The 17,150-nt window shown below is 50.6% G+C and carries 16 protein-coding genes and 1 tRNA gene; 10 read left to right on the plus strand and 7 right to left on the minus strand.

The features are described from left to right. The first annotated feature begins 37 nt into the window (after positions 1-37). The 8 genes from AC2CG4_RS04735 to ychF all read left to right on the plus strand — a co-directional run bounded on the left by AC2CG4_RS04735 (position 38) and on the right by ychF (position 7,128). Entirely contained in the window at positions 38-1,756 is a 1,719-nt protein-coding gene (locus tag AC2CG4_RS04735; protein WP_484485180.1) for a tetratricopeptide repeat protein, read from the plus strand. After that, on the plus strand, positions 1,753-2,364 hold the full coding sequence (lolB, locus tag AC2CG4_RS04740) for a lipoprotein insertase outer membrane protein LolB (protein ID WP_484485181.1): 612 nt from the start codon (positions 1,753-1,755) through the stop codon (positions 2,362-2,364). The genes AC2CG4_RS04735 and lolB overlap by 4 nt, the downstream gene beginning before the upstream one ends. Before the next feature lie 5 nt (positions 2,365-2,369). Continuing rightward, on the plus strand, positions 2,370-3,215 hold the full coding sequence (ispE, locus tag AC2CG4_RS04745) for a 4-(cytidine 5'-diphospho)-2-C-methyl-D-erythritol kinase (RefSeq protein WP_484485182.1): 846 nt from the start codon (positions 2,370-2,372) through the stop codon (positions 3,213-3,215). Between the two features lie 25 nt (positions 3,216-3,240). Further along, positions 3,241-3,315, plus strand: a tRNA-Gln gene (locus AC2CG4_RS04750). 238 nt (positions 3,316-3,553) lie between these two features. Next, positions 3,554-4,483, plus strand: a complete 930-nt coding sequence (locus tag AC2CG4_RS04755; protein WP_062063983.1) for a ribose-phosphate pyrophosphokinase — start codon at positions 3,554-3,556, stop codon at positions 4,481-4,483. Between the two features lie 106 nt (positions 4,484-4,589). After that, positions 4,590-5,204, plus strand: a complete 615-nt coding sequence (locus AC2CG4_RS04760) for a 50S ribosomal protein L25/general stress protein Ctc (RefSeq protein ID WP_484485183.1) — start codon at positions 4,590-4,592, stop codon at positions 5,202-5,204. 127 nt (positions 5,205-5,331) lie between these two features. Further along, positions 5,332-5,925: an aminoacyl-tRNA hydrolase gene (gene pth, locus AC2CG4_RS04765; RefSeq protein WP_484485184.1), complete on the plus strand. Its 594-nt coding sequence runs from the start codon at positions 5,332-5,334 to the stop codon at positions 5,923-5,925. A 111-nt stretch (positions 5,926-6,036) separates the two neighbouring features. Further along, positions 6,037-7,128 carry a redox-regulated ATPase YchF gene (ychF, locus tag AC2CG4_RS04770; RefSeq protein WP_484485185.1) on the plus strand — a complete coding sequence of 364 codons (1,092 nt, stop codon included), beginning with the start codon at positions 6,037-6,039 and terminating at the stop codon, positions 7,126-7,128. Between the two features lie 120 nt (positions 7,129-7,248). On the opposite strand, the gene AC2CG4_RS04775 is transcribed toward ychF, so the two are convergent. Next, positions 7,249-7,689 carry an Rrf2 family transcriptional regulator gene (locus AC2CG4_RS04775; protein ID WP_484485186.1) on the minus strand — a complete coding sequence of 147 codons (441 nt, stop codon included), beginning with the start codon at positions 7,687-7,689 and terminating at the stop codon, positions 7,249-7,251. An 89-nt stretch (positions 7,690-7,778) separates the two neighbouring features. Here AC2CG4_RS04775 and AC2CG4_RS04780 point away from each other — a divergent pair, with 89 nt between their 5' ends. Further along, positions 7,779-8,438 (plus strand): class I SAM-dependent methyltransferase, encoded by a 660-nt coding sequence (locus AC2CG4_RS04780; protein WP_484485187.1) that lies wholly within the window; start codon positions 7,779-7,781, stop codon positions 8,436-8,438. 298 nt (positions 8,439-8,736) lie between these two features. On the opposite strand, the gene AC2CG4_RS04785 is transcribed toward AC2CG4_RS04780, so the two are convergent. The 3 genes from AC2CG4_RS04785 to AC2CG4_RS04795 form a co-directional block, all read right to left on the minus strand. Then, positions 8,737-9,198, minus strand: a complete 462-nt coding sequence (locus AC2CG4_RS04785) for a GNAT family N-acetyltransferase (RefSeq protein WP_484485188.1) — start codon at positions 9,196-9,198, stop codon at positions 8,737-8,739. Positions 9,199-9,354: 156 nt separating this feature from the next. Then, positions 9,355-9,969 carry a redoxin domain-containing protein gene (locus tag AC2CG4_RS04790; protein WP_484485189.1) on the minus strand — a complete coding sequence of 205 codons (615 nt, stop codon included), beginning with the start codon at positions 9,967-9,969 and terminating at the stop codon, positions 9,355-9,357. 65 nt (positions 9,970-10,034) lie between these two features. Next, positions 10,035-12,275, minus strand: a complete 2,241-nt coding sequence (locus AC2CG4_RS04795; protein WP_484485190.1) for a protein-disulfide reductase DsbD family protein — start codon at positions 12,273-12,275, stop codon at positions 10,035-10,037. A gap of 311 nt (positions 12,276-12,586) precedes the next feature. Between AC2CG4_RS04795 and AC2CG4_RS04800 the strand changes: the two genes are divergently transcribed. Then, a complete protein-coding gene (locus AC2CG4_RS04800; protein WP_484485191.1) occupies positions 12,587-13,552 on the plus strand; it encodes a sulfite exporter TauE/SafE family protein in 966 nt (321 codons plus the stop codon). A 51-nt stretch (positions 13,553-13,603) separates the two neighbouring features. Here AC2CG4_RS04800 and AC2CG4_RS04805 read toward each other — a convergent pair whose 3' ends face one another. The 3 genes from AC2CG4_RS04805 to AC2CG4_RS04815 form a co-directional block, all read right to left on the minus strand. Next, positions 13,604-14,023: a hypothetical protein gene (locus AC2CG4_RS04805; protein ID WP_484485192.1), complete on the minus strand. Its 420-nt coding sequence runs from the start codon at positions 14,021-14,023 to the stop codon at positions 13,604-13,606. Positions 14,024-14,162: 139 nt separating this feature from the next. Continuing rightward, a complete protein-coding gene (gene yegD, locus AC2CG4_RS04810) occupies positions 14,163-15,542 on the minus strand; it encodes a molecular chaperone (RefSeq protein ID WP_484485193.1) in 1,380 nt (459 codons plus the stop codon). 40 nt (positions 15,543-15,582) lie between these two features. Beyond that, entirely contained in the window at positions 15,583-17,073 is a 1,491-nt protein-coding gene (locus AC2CG4_RS04815; protein ID WP_484485194.1) for a carboxypeptidase M32, read from the minus strand. Between the last annotated feature and the right edge of the window lie 77 nt (positions 17,074-17,150).

Here is a 17,150-nt window from a genome sequence, read left to right on the forward strand (position 1 = left end):
GTTTGCGTCCATTCATCCGCTCCACTACCGGTCACGCATGATCAAACACCGCCCTATTATCCTGTCGAGCATGACCCTTTACTGGGTGCTAAGTGGTTGCAGCTTGCAGTCAGCCCGCACGGTTGCGGCCCCCGAACCCCAGCCGAAAATACTAATTCAGACACCAACCAGACCTTTTCCTACCGAAACACTTTATTCATTACTTGCCGCGGAAATCGCCGGTAGCCGCGCGCAATATGATGTCGCCCTAAGCAATTATGTGCAGCAGGCGCGCGAAACCCGCGACCCGCAGATTGCCGAGCGCGCCACCATGATTGCGCGCTATCTGGGTGACAACCCCGCGGCACTGGAAATGGCGCGCATCTGGGTTCAAGCCGCGCCCTACGATAAAGACGCCTTGGCCAATACCTCTATGGCCTATATGCAAACCGGCCAACTGCGCGAGGCATTTGAGTATTCGCGCCGCTTGCTGGATGAAGGTGGGGAGCCGCTTTTCCAAAATATTGCCGCCAACGCAGCCAGTCTCGGGGAGGCGGAGCGAACCGCACTGCTCAATGATTTTGTGACCCAACGGCAAAGCCATCCAGAAGATGAGCAGCTTATGGTGGGCACAGGAATACTGCTGCAACAGCAGGGCAAATACGACGAAGCTATGTATCTCGTCCAGCAGACACTCAAAATACACCCGCGCAGTATTCCGGCCGCCATCCTTGAGGCCAACTTGCTGCATCAGATGAAACGCGATCAGGAAGCGATTGCCAAAATGGCCGATCTGCTGGAGTTCTACCCTGACAACACCAGCCTACGCCAACAGTACGCCCGCATCCTGACCCATTACGATATGGCGCTGGCGCAGGAGCAATTTACAATCCTCACCCAACAGCTGCCCGACAATGGCGACCTGCTCCTGTCACTCGGGATAATTGCACTGGAACGCAAAGATCTGGAAACCGCACACAAGTCATTTGAATCGCTGCTGGATCGCGACCTGCATATTTCCACTGCGCATTATTATTTAGGGCGCATGGCTGAGGCGCAGCACGATCTACCAGAGGCCATCATTCACTACTTGCAGGTGGAAAGCGGCAATGATTTTCTGCCGGCGACCATCAGCCTGCTGGATATCTTCGTGCGCCAGCAAGATTTTCTCAGCGCCCAGCAACACATGAATCGCCTGCGCCTGCGCTTCCCCGAGCAGGGCGAAGTGCTCTACGTACTGCACGGTCAAACCCTGATAAAGCACAATCATCTGCCCCAAGCCGATAGTGTGTTTAGCGAGGGGCTCGCCAATTTTGCCACCAGCACCCGCTTGCTGTTTGCCCGCGCCATGCTCAATCACCAGCGCGACCGCATCGCCGCCGCCGAGCGCGACCTGCGCCAGATATTAAAACAGCAACCCGACAATGCCGCCGCACTCAATTCGCTGGGCTATATATTGGCAGACCGCACCCAGCGTTTTGCCGAAGCGCGCAGCCTGCTGGAAAAAGCCATGCAACTGCAGCCAAACGACCCAGCCATTCTCGACTCAATGGGCTGGCTGCACTACCGCACCGGCAAATACGCAGAGGCACTGCCCCTGCTACGCAAGGCTTATGCCGCTGGCCCCAACGCCGAAATCAGCGCTCACCTGGGTGAAATTTTGTGGCAATTGGGTAACAAAGCGGAGGCGCGCCAAGTCTGGCAAGACGGCATAAAACACGCCCCCAATGATCCAGTCATTCAAGAAACACTCAATCGCCTCAAGGCCGATTTATGATGCAACGCAGCCTACTGTTACTTTTATCACTGCTATTCATTAGCGGCTGCGTCCATCGCGGCTCACTGACACCGCCAGAGGATGTGATTGAGCATCAGCGTCAACTGCAAGCAATTAACGACTGGCAACTGAGCGGCAAATTGGGCATCCGCACCGCAGACGACAGCGGTAGCGCGAGCGTGAAATGGGTGCAACAACTCGCCCATTACCAGATCAACCTCAGCGGCCCGCTCGGACAAAAAAGCATGATTATCACCGGCACGCCGGAAAAGGTGCGCCTTGAACAAAGCGGCGAACCGGCGCGAGAAGCCAAAACCGCCGAGGCCTTAATCAAAAAAACGGCTGGCTGGACCCTACCGGTCGCCCAGCTTGCCTATTGGGTACGCGGCGTGCCTGCGCCCAAATTGCGCATCACTCATCTGCAACAGAACGAAAGCGGCCTGATCGCCCAATTGATTCAAGGCGGCTGGAGTATTAATTACAGCAACTACCGCGATTACACCTTCAATGGCGTTATTTTGCCGTTGCCTGGAAAAATCACCGCTGAATATGAGGATGTACGTTTAATACTGGTGATTCGCACTTGGCACCTGGGCGCACAGGATTAACGCCAATGACTAGCCTGACCTTGCTCTCTCCCGCCAAACTCAATTTGTTTTTGCACATCACCGGCCGCCGTCCGGACGGCTACCACAACCTGCAGACCCTTTTTCAATTGCTGGATTACGGCGATACCCTCACCTTTACTACCCGCAGCGATAGTCAAATCACGCTTGCGCCGGAATTACCCGGTGTCGGTTTTGAGCAAAATCTGATTATCAAAGCAGTGCGCGCACTGGAAGCCTACAAACCCGCCACGGCAGGTGTCGATATCCAACTGCAAAAACGCCTGCCGATGGGAGGTGGCATAGGGGGCGGCAGCAGCAATGCCGCAACAACTCTGGTCGCTCTCAACCATTTATGGGGCTGTGGCCTGAGCAGAAATCAACTGCAAACGATCGGATTGCAACTCGGCGCCGACGTGCCCGTGTTTATAAACGCCCAAACCGCTTGGGCAGAAGGTGTTGGGGAGGCATTGGAAGCTATCAAAATGCCGCCAAAATGGTTTTTGGTTATACAACCTGATTGCCATGTATCCACTGCTGAAATTTTTTCTAACAAAAATTTGACAAGAGATACTTCGGCCATTAAAGTGGCGGCCTTCCTTGAGCGGGGCGGTAAAAATGACTGCGAAGCCTTGGTGAGAAAGCTCTATCCGCAAGTCGATAACGCACTCATCTGGTTACAGAAATTTGATCGCAACGCACGAATGACGGGAACCGGAGCCTGCGTATTTGCAAGCTTTGAGTCGGTAGAAGAAGCACGTGATGTGCAGGCAAAATTGCCCAACAATCTACCCGGTTTTGTAGCACAAGGTGTAAACCAATCACCGCTCTACAACTTCCTTCCGTCAGACTAATCAAGAACTGTGTTTTAAACACAATAGGGGCGTCGCCAAGTGGTAAGGCAGCGGGTTTTGATCCCGCCATTCGTAGGTTCGAGTCCTTCCGCCCCTGCCATCTATTTTTAAGTCATTGTTTCAGGTGTGTTCACCATTTAATTCGCACCACTAACACGAACCCTAAACGATGACCATTCTGATTAATTCCCTTTTGATACTGCTGAATCTGCGCTCTAGCCCGAAATTTCCTAGGGTAAAAAACACTGCTTTGCGCAGACAGACAATATCGGCTCTGGCTTTTTACCACCTGCAATCACCCCAGCCATCACCAAAAGGTATCTGACGTGACTGACTTAATGGTCTTTACCGGCAACGCAAATCCGGATCTCGCACAAAAAATTGTGGATCACCTGGGTATGCCACTCGGCAATGTTTCTGTTTCGCAATTTTCTGATGGCGAAATCGCCGTAGAACTGCACGACAACGTGCGCGGTCGCGATGTGTTTGTAGTGCAGCCCACCTGCGCCCCCACCAATGACAATCTGATGGAATTAATTGTCATGGTCGATGCACTGCGTCGCGCGTCTGCCGGTCGCATCACAGCGGTAGTGCCCTACTTCGGTTACGCCCGTCAGGATCGCCGCGTGCGCTCTGCTCGTGTGCCGATCACCGCAAAAGTAGTGGCCGATATGATGGTCGGTGTTGGTGTTGACCGTGTACTCACTGTCGATTTACACGCCGAGCAGATTCAAGGCTTCTTTGATGTGCCAGTGGATAACGTCTACGGTTCGCCAGTATTGCTGGAAGACATTGAACAACAAAAATTTGAAGACCTGATTGTGGTATCACCCGACATAGGCGGCGTAGTGCGCGCCCGTGCGGTAGCCAAACAATTGGGTATAGATCTGGCGATTATCGATAAACGCCGCCCGCGCGCTAACGTTGCGGAAGTGATGCACATTATCGGTGAGGTGGAAGGCCGCACCTGCCTGCTGGTGGATGACATTATCGATACCGCTGGCACCCTGTGCAGCGCCGCCAAAGCCCTTAAAGCCCAAGGCGCGAAAAAAGTGATCGCCTACTGTACCCACCCGGTGTTATCGGGCAAGGCGATAGAAAATCTGAATAATTCCGAGCTGGATCAGTTGGTTGTCGCCGACTCTATCCCGCTCAGCGAAGCGGCAAAAAATTGCTCGCGCATTCGCAGCCTGACCCTATCAAGAATGCTCGCCGAAGCTATGCGTCGCCTGAGCAATGAAGAATCCCTGAGTGCAATGTTCCGCTAGCCGGAACATTACACTCGGTAAACTGCCACTGCGCATTCCGCACAGTGGTCACTGAAACCCATCAGGTTCTGGTCGCGGATCTGAATGGAAAATTGAGGACGATAAAATGTCTGAAGACTTTAAATTAGATGCAACAGCCCGTAACGATTTAGGGAAAGGTGCGAGCCGCCGCCTACGTCGTTTGGCAGCTCAAGTTCCTGCTGTAATTTACGGCGGCACTGTAGCACCAACTAGCGTTTCTGTTTCTGCCAATGAGCTGATGAAGCACTTGGAACACGAAGCATTCTACTCGCACATCATCAGCTTGAATGTTGACGGCACTGCTCAGGACGTAATCCTGAAAGATGTACAACGTCACCCATCCAAGCCAGTGGTATTGCACTTGGACTTCTTGCGCGTTGATAGATCAACCAAAATTAGCACTCACGTACCTTTGCACTTCATCAATGAAGCAACATCAAAAGGCGTGAAAATCCAAGGCGGTAAAGTAGTTCACAACCTGACCCAATTGGACGTAATCTGCTTGCCACAACATTTGCCAGAATTCATCGAAGTAGATGTAGGCAATATGGAAGTGGGCAACATCCTGCACATTACCGACCTGAAATTGCCTGGCGGCGTTGTTTCTGCTGACCTGCAAAAAGGTGATGATCACAACCTGGCTGTTGTTACTATTCAAAAGCCAAAAGGTGCCACAGAAGAAACTACCGAAGAAGCATAATTGCCTCTTTCCGGTTGCAAAAAGGGCTGACTCTTCGGAGTCGGCCTTTTTTTTGGGCGCACATTTCATCGCGGCATTTGATAGGTACAATGCGCACCATTGCAAAAAGTATGAGCGAGAACGAGCTATGGCCAATACCGAGATTCAATTGATTGTAGGGCTGGGCAATCCCGGCAGCGAATACGAGCGCACGCGCCACAACGCCGGGCAGGATTTTGTCGCAGACTTCGCCCGCTCACTGGGTGCCTCACTCGCCCCCGACAACAAATATTTCGGCCTGACTGCGCGAGTCAATTATCAAGGCCGCGACCTGCGCCTGCTGGTGCCCACCACTTATATGAATCGCAGCGGCCAGTCGGTCGGCGCTATGGCCAACTTTTTTAAGATCGAACCTGCCGCTATTTTGGTCGCCCACGATGAACTGGATCTCGCCCCCGGTATCGCCCGTTTTAAGCAGGGTGGCGGCCACGGCGGCCACAATGGCCTGCGCGATATCATCGCCGCATTCGGCAACAATCCCAACTTCCCGCGCCTGCGTTTAGGTATTGGTCACCCAGGTGTCGCGGCGATGGTCGCCAACTTTGTACTAAAGCGCGCGCCCAGTAGCGAGCAGGAACTGATTGATGATGCCATCGCCCGTTCAATCAAATGCATGCCCGATGCCCTTAAAGGCGACTGGAATACGGCGATGAAAAACCTGCACACAGATCCCAAAAAGTAAGCTTCGCTCAGAAACAGCGCAAACTTCGTCTAAAGGGCGCTGAGCATGTATAATCGCGCCCTCTCGATTTTCACCTCTTATTTTTCATACTTCTCATAGCGGAATAGCATCATGGGTTTCAATTGCGGCATCGTCGGCCTGCCCAACGTCGGCAAATCAACACTGTTCAACGCCCTGACCAACGCGGGCATCAGCGCCGAAAACTTCCCCTTCTGCACCATTGAACCCAACGCCGGCATCGTGACCGTACCCGATCCGCGTCAGGACAAACTCGCTGAAATCGTTAAACCCGAGCGTGTTATAGCCACGACTATGGAATTTATCGACATCGCCGGTATCGTTGCCGGTGCCTCGCGCGGTGAAGGTCTGGGCAACAAGTTTCTCGCCAACATCCGCGAGACCGACGCCATCGCCCACGTAGTGCGCTGCTTTGATGACGACAACGTAATTCACGTGGCCAACGGCGTTAACCCCGCCGCCGATATTGAAGTCATCAACACCGAACTGGCCCTGGCCGATTTGGAAGCGGTAGACAAAGCCATCAACCGCTACGCCAAATCCGCCAAAGGCGGCGACAAACACGCCATGGCTATCAAAGCGCTTTTGGAAAAAATCCAACCACATTTGGATCAAGCCAAACCCCTGCGGTCTTTCCCGCTCGACAAAGAAGAAAAAGCACTGCTGAAAGAGATCAACCTGCTCACGCTCAAACCGACCATGTACATCGCCAACGTGGCGGAAGATGGCTTTGAAAATAATCCACACCTGGATGTAGTGCGCAAAATTGCCGAAGAAGAAAACTCGATCGTCGTACCGATTTGCAACAAGTTAGAAGCCGACATCGCCGAACTCGAAGGCGATGACAAAAAAGAATTTCTCGATGAAATGGGCATGGAAGAACCCGGCCTGAACCGCGTCATTCGCGCCGGTTACCAACTGCTCGGCCTGCAAACCTATTTCACCGCTGGTGTAAAAGAAGTGCGCGCCTGGACCATTCCCGTTGGCGCCACTGCACCGCAAGCGGCAGGTGTAATCCACACCGACTTTGAAAAAGGTTTTATCCGCGCGGAAACTATTTCTTACGAAGACTTTGTGCAATACAACGGCGAACAAGGCGCGAAAAACGCCGGCAAGTCACGCAAAGAAGGGAAAGAGTACATAGTGAAAGATGGCGATGTAATGCACTTCTTGTTTAATGTGTAACAATCAAACCAAATAGAGCCAGATAATTACTATTGGCTTTGCGGCTTCAAAAAATACGGCGGCTTTGTAAAAAGCCGCCGTATTTTTTGGCCTGATTAGATTATATTGCTCAGCTTTTTATTATTGTTTTTCGCAATGCGCTGCAGCGTCTGCGCACTCGTGGGGAACTAACATATCTAACGTGATCTCACCAAAGCGCCGCTCAAACAGCAGCTCCGCTTGCATCATGACGTCAGATACTGCGGCATTTACATTTTTTTCCACCTTGCAATCGGGGTGAACCGCTCGGCTGCCGAAGGCAAATAAACCCGGGCGACCAAGCGCAACATAAACATCCAATAAACTAATTTGCTCCAAGGCCCGATCCAGCACCCAACCGCCACCATGCCCCTTGCCCGAGCGCACGTAACCCGCCTCTCGCAGGCCAGCCATAGTCCGCCTAAACACCGCCGGATTAGTCCGCATACTCTTCGCCAACGCTTCCGATGTCAGCGGCTTATCCACCCGCCCCATATGCAGCAGCACATGCACCACATCGGACAGACGCGTGTCTTTGTTCATGATTATCCTCGAACCGGATTGTTTGTATCTTCAAATGATGCATGATAGCGTTATGCACCATCAATTGATACATAAGTGGAGGAAACACAATGAGCAGCAATAAAAGTCACCTGTCGCATTATCTCGATGGCCCACCGCGACAAGTACCGGGGTTTCACGATCTGCATAAAATGACGCAGCAACTTCTTGCCGAACGAGTGCCAAATAACGCCCATATACTAGTGCTGGGCGCAGGGGGAGGCCTAGAGCTAGAATTTCTCGCGCAAGCACAACCAGGCTGGAGATTTGCTGGCGTTGACCCCTCCGCCGAGATGCTCGAATTAGCAAAGCACACAACAGAACCTTACCGCGATAGAATTCAATTTTATCAAGGCTATATCGATAGCGCCCCACACCTGGAATTTGATGGTGCCATATCGCTACTGACATTTCATTTCATCGCGCAACATCAACGGCTTGAGACACTCACACAGCTTCAACTGCGTTTAAAACCCAACGCACCGCTTATCCTCGCGCACATCAGTTTTCCGCAATCTGAATCTGAGCGACAGTTATGGATTAATCGCCATCTCACCTATGCAGGTGTCTCCAGTGAAAATAGAGCGCAATCGCAAAACGCTATGCTAAACCAATTGTCCATTCTCCCTCCTGCGACTGAAGAACAAATGCTTAAAGACGCAGGCTTTTCCGATATCGATTTATTTTATGCAGGGTTAAGTTTCAAAGGCTGGGTTGCTTATGGGTGTTAATCAATATGTTAATAATGACAACCAAAAAATATCAGTAAGCGGGGGTGCGCCTCGCGTAGCAAGCCGCCGGGTTTTGCCACGCGGCCAAAGGAAGAAATCAGCATTTATTCCCAAGATAAGGTCAGAGTAATCACCGTTGGCCGCATAGAGTAGTTAGCCAAAAAATAATTAAAATCGGGCAACTGCTTAGTTTCTAATTTAGTAGGAACTGATTTCCGCATAGCATTTTATACTTTTAATGGTTTCGCAGCTTGTATGGAGGCTAGCGGAATACAGGAGATTGAGAGTAATTAATTTGCTAAACCGATAAGCCGATTTTCGTGAACTTTAATTTAGGCAGCATTCTTTTCTGTGGTTCGCTATAAACTTCCCCAACTTTCAATGCGCCTTTCTTTAAATAAAACCCTTCAGCATCCGGGTCAGATATGATGTAGAAGCTAGATATTTCCAACGCACTGCATTCAAAAAGGATTTGCTCAAACACCAAATTACCAAAACCCTTGCCAATGGCTTTTGGCAATAACCACAGGTGATCAAGCTCATTGCTATCGCCTTTCACTATGGCGAAAAAACCAATCAACTCTTCATCGTTCAAAATCAGTTTGACTGTATTGCGAGCAATATACTCTTCATCAAATTTTAAATTTGATCTCCATTCCTCAAGTTGCTCTTGAGAATAACCCCAAAAGCCCTTCGATTCGATTAACGTATCCCGAAGAAGTTCGGCATGTTTTACCTCGGCATCTATAAAATGGAGCACTTGATTACACCTAAAAGTTTATTCTACGGGACGCATGGGAGATGGCAGTGCGCAATTACAGGAAATTACAACTTGGTAGACGCAACGATTCTTTCGTAAAAAGGGCTGCTAAATATAGCAGCCCGTTGGGTGAAAGCTATTGTTGTACTGATTTAATTACTTCGCGTATTTCACTGAGCAACCGTAAGGCGCAGTACTTGGGTTTGGCACTTTTTTACCTGCTGCAACTGCAGCCAAAGCTTCTTTTACATAGGGAACTGCTTTGGCAATATCGGCTGGGTTAGTGGTTTTAATGCTGTCAATGCCACCTTTGTACACCAAAGTGCCTTCAGCATTAATCACAAACATATGGGGTGTGGTTTTGGCGTTGTAGAGTTTACCTATACTGCCGTCTTCATCGAGAATGGTATTCGATGGTACTGCGCCGCGTTTTTCATTCAGTTTTATCGCAGTCACACCATCCACATTGCCCTGCTCACCAGGTGCCGATGAAATGACTTGCAACCAAATTACACCATCAGCCGTAGCTTCTTTTTGCAGCGCGGGAATATTACCACTTTGGTCGTAATGTTTTTTTACGTAGGGGCAATCGTGATTGGTCCATTCCAGCACCACGGTTTGGCCTTTTAAATCGGCCAGATTAATAGTTGTACCATCGGCCGCTGTGCCGGAAAAAGTTGGCGCGGGTTTGTTGATAACCGGCTCTGCCATTGCAAAAGAACTGGCAAAGGCAAGTGCAAAACTAGCGGCGGCAATTTTTAACAATGACATAAAAAACTCCTTCAGGTTGTTGGTAAAAAATAAACGGTCGGTTAAAAATTAATGCAACAAAAAGTTTAAGGTGACGATGCACTGACGGCCGAGATCACCATATCTGGCGTGAGAATTTGGGGCAGCTCTGCCGGTTTGTCTGGCTGACCTGCTGGATAAAACACATAGAGCGGCACACCACTGCGATTAAATTTTTGTAGAAATTGCGTGATCGCCGGATCGCGATTAGTCCAATCCCCTTTTAAATACACAATGCCCTGCTGCACAAAGGTCTCTTTTACACGGGCATCACTCAGCGCGACACGTTCATTCACCAAACAACTAATACACCAGGAGGCGGTGAAATTTAAAAATACCGGTTTGCTCTCGGCCAATAGTTCTGCCAAACGCGCCTCGCTATAGGGCTCCCAATTTTGCGCGGCCGTTTTTTCAATTTGTGCTGCGCTAGCTCCACTGGTTCGAATAGCTACATTGGTTTGAATAGCACCACTGGCATTTACACTGAAATAACTCACACCCAATACAAAGGTAATTAATGCGATGGCCAATATGGTTCCCGCTCGGCGCGCAGCGGTGCTCGCAACTAAAGTGGTGTTATACAACCAGGCGGCAAAGGCGATTAATAACATACCGCCGAGCGCAATCACTATGGCATTTACACCCGCCTGCTGCACCAATACCCACACCAACCAAATCGCCGCGGCATACATGGGAAAGGCAAGGACTTGTTTGGCGCGCTCCATCCACATACCGGGGCGCGGCAAACGGCGCTGTAAACCGGGCCAGCAGCTGAGCAATAAATAGGGCAACGCCAAACCCAAACCCAGGCTTAAAAATATCGCCAATAATTTTGCGGCAGGTTGCACTAACGCGTAACCCAATGCCGCCGCCATAAAGGGTGCGGTGCAAGGCGTGGCGACAATGGTGGCGAGCACGCCGGTAAAAAAGCTGCCGCTGTAACCGGGCTTTTCGGTGAGCGATGAACCCACACCAGCCACTGAACCACCAATATAAAAAACGCCAGATAAACTTAAACCCACCGCAAACATTAAATAGGCCACCGCCAATACAAACAGCGGCGATTGAAATTGAAAACCCCAACCGATTTGTGCGCCGCCCGCTTTTAATAAAATTAACAGCAGCGCCAAGAGCGCAAAACTCGCCAACACACCAAGCGTATAAACCACACCTTGCAAACGAACCTGCGCCGCCGTTTGATTGGCGTGGCTGACCAGCGATAACGCTTTAATCGATAACACCGGAAATACGCAGGGCATAAGGTTCAAAATAATGCCGCCGATTAGCGCAAGCACTAAGGCGCTGACAAATCCAATCGTACTGCTGTTGTTATCACTCGCACTCAGCTGCGCCGCAGGTTTTACTTCAGCATTTATTTCAAAACCGCGCGCGATGCTTTGTGTAGCATCCTCACCCGAGGGTTCGCTAATCACTAATATACCGGTTATTGCATCGCCGATATTGACCGGCGCCTCACCGGTTTTAATTTTTAATTCAATACCATCGGCAACTACCTTGCTGAGCTGCGCCTCGCTCTGCTGAATGCGCCCCCAGTCATAGGGATAAAACCAAATGTCTTTTACCTGCGCGCGCTGCGCTTCACTCAAGGGAATGTGCAGGGTTAATTCGCCTTGGGCAGTGTCTGGGTCAATCGCCGTTTGGCTGGCGCGAATGTCCCAGGGGCTGGCAACGGGCAGACGCGCGAGTGCTTGCGCGATACGGGCATCGCCCTCGCCCATGCTTTGGCCCGCTGCAACAATCGGCAAACTCAGCGCCAGCTCGACTTGCTGGGGAATACATTCAGTCTCACACACCAACCAATCGACTAAAGCTTGCGCGGTAAAAATCTCACCGGGTTGTGCATCATCTGGAATCTGTATTTTGGTGAGCAGGGTGACATCCCGCTCATAGGCGTAGTTGGTAATCGGCCCCATAGAAAAGCGGCTCGGCGCGGGCCAGATAATCTCACTCGCGCTGGCGCCCTCGGGCAGGGTCCAGCTGATGCTGGTGGCGCTGCCGGAATCGCCGGGGTTCACCCAGTAGGTGTGCCAGTGGGGAATAATCTGCTGGTTAACGCCGAGATAAATCTCAGCGCCCGGCTGCACCGCTTGCACCGAGGCAATCAGCTGGGCCTGCACTTGCGGTGTGGCGGCGCGATCAGACACCCCCTCAACAGACAATGCCCGCGCATTAAATACCAACAACAACCCCAACAGTGCACCCAGCGCGACAAGCCAACGCGCACCGTAAGAACAACTCCGGGGTTTTCTGCACAACCAAGTAATCATGTATCACCGCGAAAAAAGTGTGAAAGCTGAAAACGCAAGCCACTGAATGACCCATAACATAACGCTAAAGTTGCAGCAGCCTTAACCACTTTACCTTTCTTAAATAACAATGACTCTTAATTAGGGTTTTGGCATATCGGCAGGCGGATATCCAAGGGCGGTAACCCCCCCCTGCGTATGACTTAAGCACAATCGATATCAAAAATAATTTCGTTATAAGGTAAGAAATATTCAGTATTTCCGCCGCAATCAGATTGCCCCTAAGATGCGCCCAACTCACCACCCGGCGACTATCACAACGGAAATAAAAAATGAAAATTCGCAATCTGGATTTATCCGATACACCAATCAATGAGGAGCATCAGCGCCTCGGTATTCCACCAATCGAAGTCATTCCCCTCCACCCAATTATTCGCTCCGCGATTTGGTTTACTGCCTTCACCCTGATCGGCTTAGTGGTGTTGGGAATCTCCAAAGTATTTGGCAATAGCTGGTCCGACGGCGTTAACACCATTGAACTCACCCTCAACGATTCCATGTTTTGGAGCGCACTGCTGGTAGGTTTAATTGCGCAGGCAATCGACGGCGCACTGGGCATGGCTTACGGCATTACCTCGACTAGCTTTTTATTGGCGACCGGCGCATCACCCGCACTGGCGACCGCATCGGTACATATGGCGGAAGTATTTACCACCGGCGTATCGGGGATCTCTCACGCAAAATTTGGCAACGTCGATAAAAAATTATTTTTGCGTCTATTAGTGCCCGGCATTATTGGTGGATTGATTGGCGCACTTGTGGTGACACAAATTGACGGTAAAACGCTGAAGCCGTTCATCACGGTGTATTTATTGCTGATGGGCATTTATGTGTTGAGCAAAGCGTTTCGCAAACACATAGCTGCGCGCAAAGGCGAACCCAAACACGTGGCGAAATTGGCACTGATGGGCGGCTTTGTCGATACCTCGGGCGGTGGCGGCTGGGGGCCAGTGGTGACCACTACGCTCGTCGGCACCGGACACGACCCGCGCACTACGATTGGCTCGGTGAATTTTGCGGAGTTTTTTCTCACTCTGGCCAGCGCTGCATCGCTATTTATTTTGGTAGATGAAACCATCTGGCACATAGTGGCAGGCTTGGTAATCGGCGGATTGTTTGCCGCACCGTTTGCCGCCTATGCGTGCAAAAAGTTTTCGACCAGAACCTTGCTGATATTGGTCGGCGTACTGATTAGCGCAATCTCGGTGTTCAATCTCTATAAAGCATTGATTGCTTGACAAGAGCTGTGCCCTGCCAGTGGAGGCAATTATCTTGCCTCCACTTTTTATTTACGCAGGCCAAATTGGCAACTCGGTAGCTTCATCATATTCCGGGAAAATAACCACATTAAATACTTCGCTATCAAAAACCCACGCCATGATTTGCAATTCATCGGCGTAGTAGCTTTTCCCATCTTTTTTAAAATCTTCATCCAAACTGAATGAAGGAAATATTGCTTCAAGTTCAGCTTCCGTAATACCGATAATGGGTTTTGAATCGAGCAGCGCCGAATCCGCCATTACCGTTATCGAACTCAAGCGATAACTGTCCTCTGCCTGAAACGACAACTCCAAGCCACTCTCAAACTCCCAGATGTCTTCTTCCTCGATTTTTTCAATATTCGCGGGCGCACCTAACAGGGCTTGCACCTGCTGTTGGTTCATCCCCAACTTAATATTGTCTACACCTACTTTTGGCAAAATATTCATATAAACCTCGGAAACATTAACATCAGCGATAAGCACCTAAACTACAGGCCACGAGTATGGACGAGTTGGTATCCAAACGGGAAAAATTCGCGCATCCGGCGTTAGCGATGACGCAACACAAAACCACCACGTAAATGGCTCAACTAAACACCCGCTCCGCCCACACGCCCAAACCTGCGGCTACGCTGCCAAAGTGGTCGCCATCAACAATCGCAATTTCATCGCCGAATAATTCGCGAATCACTTTGCGGATCAGTGGCGATTTGGCGCTGCCGCCGGTGATGTAAACCACTTGCGGTTGCGCGCTAGCTTGTTGAGTTGCTTCGCTGATCAGTGCGGCGATTTTTTGCAGCAGCTGCTCACTGACCTCGGCGTAATCGTCTGCGCTGCATTCAGGCGCTAAATTTTTTTCGATAAAATTCAGCGGAAAACGGTGTTGTGGTTGTGCTGAGAGCGCTATTTTGCCCAGCTCCGCTTCGCGCACCACGGCAAAATTGTGTTTGTGTTCGCGCATGGCAATAAATCGATTGAGCAATTCCGGCTCAAAGGTTTCGCGGGTCAATCGCTCCAACAGCAATTTGGTTTTGAGATCATAAAATTCCGTTTGCGCGCCTATATCGTTAATTGCCATGGCATTTACAAATGGCATTAATGGCATCGGCAGACCGGTTTTTAATGGCGATAACATGCCGAAGTGCGGCATCAGAATTTTTTGCGCGAGTTGGATATCAAAATCATTGCCACCGACCCGCTCACCGGTATGACCGAGAAAATCCTGGGTGCGGTCGAGCTGTTGAATATGGTTTGGCCCCATCAATACCATGGAGCAGTCAGTTGTACCGCCGCCCACATCCACCACTAACACGGTTTTGTTTTCCGTCAGGCGTGTTTCAAAATCAAATCCGGCGGCGAGTGGTTCAAACAAAAATTCTATATGGGTGAAACCAATGCGTTTGCCCGCTGCCGCCAAAATCGCTTGCGCCTGCTGGTTGCTCTCTTGTGCATTAATACCCTGAAAGTTAACCGGGCGGCCAATCACGACTTGGGTAATACTCTGTTGCAAATGCTGTTCGGCGCGCTGTTTAACGTTGAGCATCATCGCCGCCACTACATCTTCAAAAAAATCTACCGACTGCTGGCGCAAACCGCTTGCACCTAAAAAGGACTTGGGCGATTTAATAAAATAGCCTTCGCTCGGTGCGCTGATGTAATGCTCGATGGCTTCGCTGCCAAAAAAAATGCCATCGCGCACCTGATCCAAATCGTGTTCGATTTTTCCCGCGCGCGCCTGCCCGAGCAACGCCGAGCGGCTGCGTGCGTAATCCATCTTTGCTTCGCCATCCGGCGCTTGCTGCGCAAGATGCTCAGCAATGAGCTCAGCGATAAACCCGCGCTCTAACGCATAGAGTGTAGAGGGAACAAAAGTATTCTCACCGTAGAGTGGAATTAAACGTGCGCCAGCCTCAGTCAAATAAGACATGGCGCAGTTAGACGTACCGTAATCAAAGCCAACAAACATAAACACATTCCAACAACAGCGTTAAAAAAACTTTCTCAATTTATTCGGCGGATAAATAACGGCGTTCAAGATGGGTTTTAAAATAACGCGCATTCAGTGGCTCGCCAGTGGCGGCGATCATCAAGTCATCGGTCGCGAGCAAACTGCCTTTTGACCAGATATTATTTTTCAACCACTGAAACAATTCACTTAAATTACCCGCCGCAATTTTTTCGCGCAGCTGGGGAACTGCGCGCTCCACTGCCGAAAATTCTTGCGCGGCATACATAGCGCCCAGGGTGTAGGAGGGAAAATAACCAAACGAACCGCCCGCCCAGTGAATATCCTGCATGCAACCATTGCGATAATTGCCCTCAGTCGACAACCCCAGATAGGCCTGCATTTTTTCATTCCAGAGCGCGGGAATATCATCCACTTCAATGTCGCCTTCAATTAATGCACGTTCAATTTCATAGCGCAAAATAACATGGGCAGGATAAGTCAGTTCGTCGGCATCGACACGAATAAAATCGCGCTTCATGCGGGTATTCAACGCGTAGAGATTAGCCTGGCTAAATGCGGCATCCTGCTCACGCCCCAATAATTTCGCCGCCAGCGGTGCAAGCAATTGGGTGAATTCCGGTGAGCGCGCCAATTGCATTTCAAAAAATAAACTTTGCGATTCATGTACACCCATTGAGCGCGCTTCACCCACCGGTAAACCCGCCCAGGACTGCGGCAAATTTTGCTCATAGCGCGCGTGACCGGTTTCGTGGATCACACCAAACAGCGCTTTCATAAAATCGCTTTCATCGTAACGGGTGGTGATACGCACATCGCTGGGCACACCACCGCAAAACGGATGTGCGCTCACATCCAAACGGCCATGGGTAAAATCAAAACCGAGCAATTGCATCGCCGCCAAACCCAATTCTTTTTGCTGCGCAATGGCGAACGGTCCCTGTGGCATAACGATGGCTTTGCGCGCTTGAATATCGGCCGCACGCTGAATAAATTCCGTCAACCAGGTTTTGACTTCGCCGAACAACACATCTAATTTTTCACAATTCATGCCCGGCTCATACATATCGAGCAACGCATCGTAGTGGCTCAATACTGTACCCGCCGCGCGAATACTCGCTTCTTCGCGGGCAAGTTCAACTACCTTAGCGAGATTGGTTTTAAAACCCTGCCAATCGTTATTCTTGCGCTGCTCGCGCCACGCATGCTCGCAAGTCGAATTCGCCAGCGATTGCGCCATCACTAATGCTTCTGGCAACTGATTCGCCTGTTGCCAGCGGCGCTTAATCGCCGCGAGGCTTGCAGTTTGTTGTGCATCGAGCGTTTCGGTTTCTGCTGCGGCAATCCAATCGGTCAATTGCGGTGCGGTAGTGAGCTGATGAATCAACACCGACAATTCCGCCATAGCCGCACCGCGCGCATCATTGCCACCATCGGGCATCACCGCCGCTTGATCCCAGGAGCAGATGGCATCGAGGTGATTAAAATGCGAAATTTTTACAAAGTGCTGCTGCAGTTGTTGATATGCCATGATTTAACCTCTAAAGCCTGAGGAGCTGCAAAGAGCAGGATATTTGCATCTCGATGCGCGAACTAATTGCCGAGTGG

It is taken from the genome of Cellvibrio sp. ATLC23 (assembly GCF_057196725.1).

Excerpts from the sequence above, each read along its gene's own strand:
- pth (WP_484485184.1), top strand. The coding sequence starts at position 5,332 with ATGGCCAATACCGAGATTCAATTGATTGTAGGGCTGGGCAATCCCGGC.
- AC2CG4_RS04760 (WP_484485183.1), top strand. The coding sequence starts at position 4,590 with ATGTCTGAAGACTTTAAATTAGATGCAACAGCCCGTAACGATTTAGGG.
- AC2CG4_RS04800 (WP_484485191.1), top strand. The coding sequence starts at position 12,587 with ATGAAAATTCGCAATCTGGATTTATCCGATACACCAATCAATGAGGAG.
- AC2CG4_RS04755 (WP_062063983.1), top strand. The coding sequence starts at position 3,554 with ATGGTCTTTACCGGCAACGCAAATCCGGATCTCGCACAAAAAATTGTG.
- ychF (WP_484485185.1), top strand. The coding sequence starts at position 6,037 with ATGGGTTTCAATTGCGGCATCGTCGGCCTGCCCAACGTCGGCAAATCA.
- AC2CG4_RS04775 (WP_484485186.1), bottom strand. The coding sequence starts at position 7,689 with ATGAACAAAGACACGCGTCTGTCCGATGTGGTGCATGTGCTGCTGCAT.
- AC2CG4_RS04735 (WP_484485180.1), top strand. The coding sequence starts at position 38 with ATGATCAAACACCGCCCTATTATCCTGTCGAGCATGACCCTTTACTGG.
- AC2CG4_RS04790 (WP_484485189.1), bottom strand. The coding sequence starts at position 9,969 with ATGTCATTGTTAAAAATTGCCGCCGCTAGTTTTGCACTTGCCTTTGCC.
- AC2CG4_RS04795 (WP_484485190.1), bottom strand. The coding sequence starts at position 12,275 with ATGATTACTTGGTTGTGCAGAAAACCCCGGAGTTGTTCTTACGGTGCG.
- AC2CG4_RS04805 (WP_484485192.1), bottom strand. The coding sequence starts at position 14,023 with ATGAATATTTTGCCAAAAGTAGGTGTAGACAATATTAAGTTGGGGATG.
- AC2CG4_RS04780 (WP_484485187.1), top strand. The coding sequence starts at position 7,779 with ATGAGCAGCAATAAAAGTCACCTGTCGCATTATCTCGATGGCCCACCG.
- AC2CG4_RS04815 (WP_484485194.1), bottom strand. The coding sequence starts at position 17,073 with ATGGCATATCAACAACTGCAGCAGCACTTTGTAAAAATTTCGCATTTT.
- lolB (WP_484485181.1), top strand. The coding sequence starts at position 1,753 with ATGATGCAACGCAGCCTACTGTTACTTTTATCACTGCTATTCATTAGC.
- ispE (WP_484485182.1), top strand. The coding sequence starts at position 2,370 with ATGACTAGCCTGACCTTGCTCTCTCCCGCCAAACTCAATTTGTTTTTG.
- yegD (WP_484485193.1), bottom strand. The coding sequence starts at position 15,542 with ATGTTTGTTGGCTTTGATTACGGTACGTCTAACTGCGCCATGTCTTAT.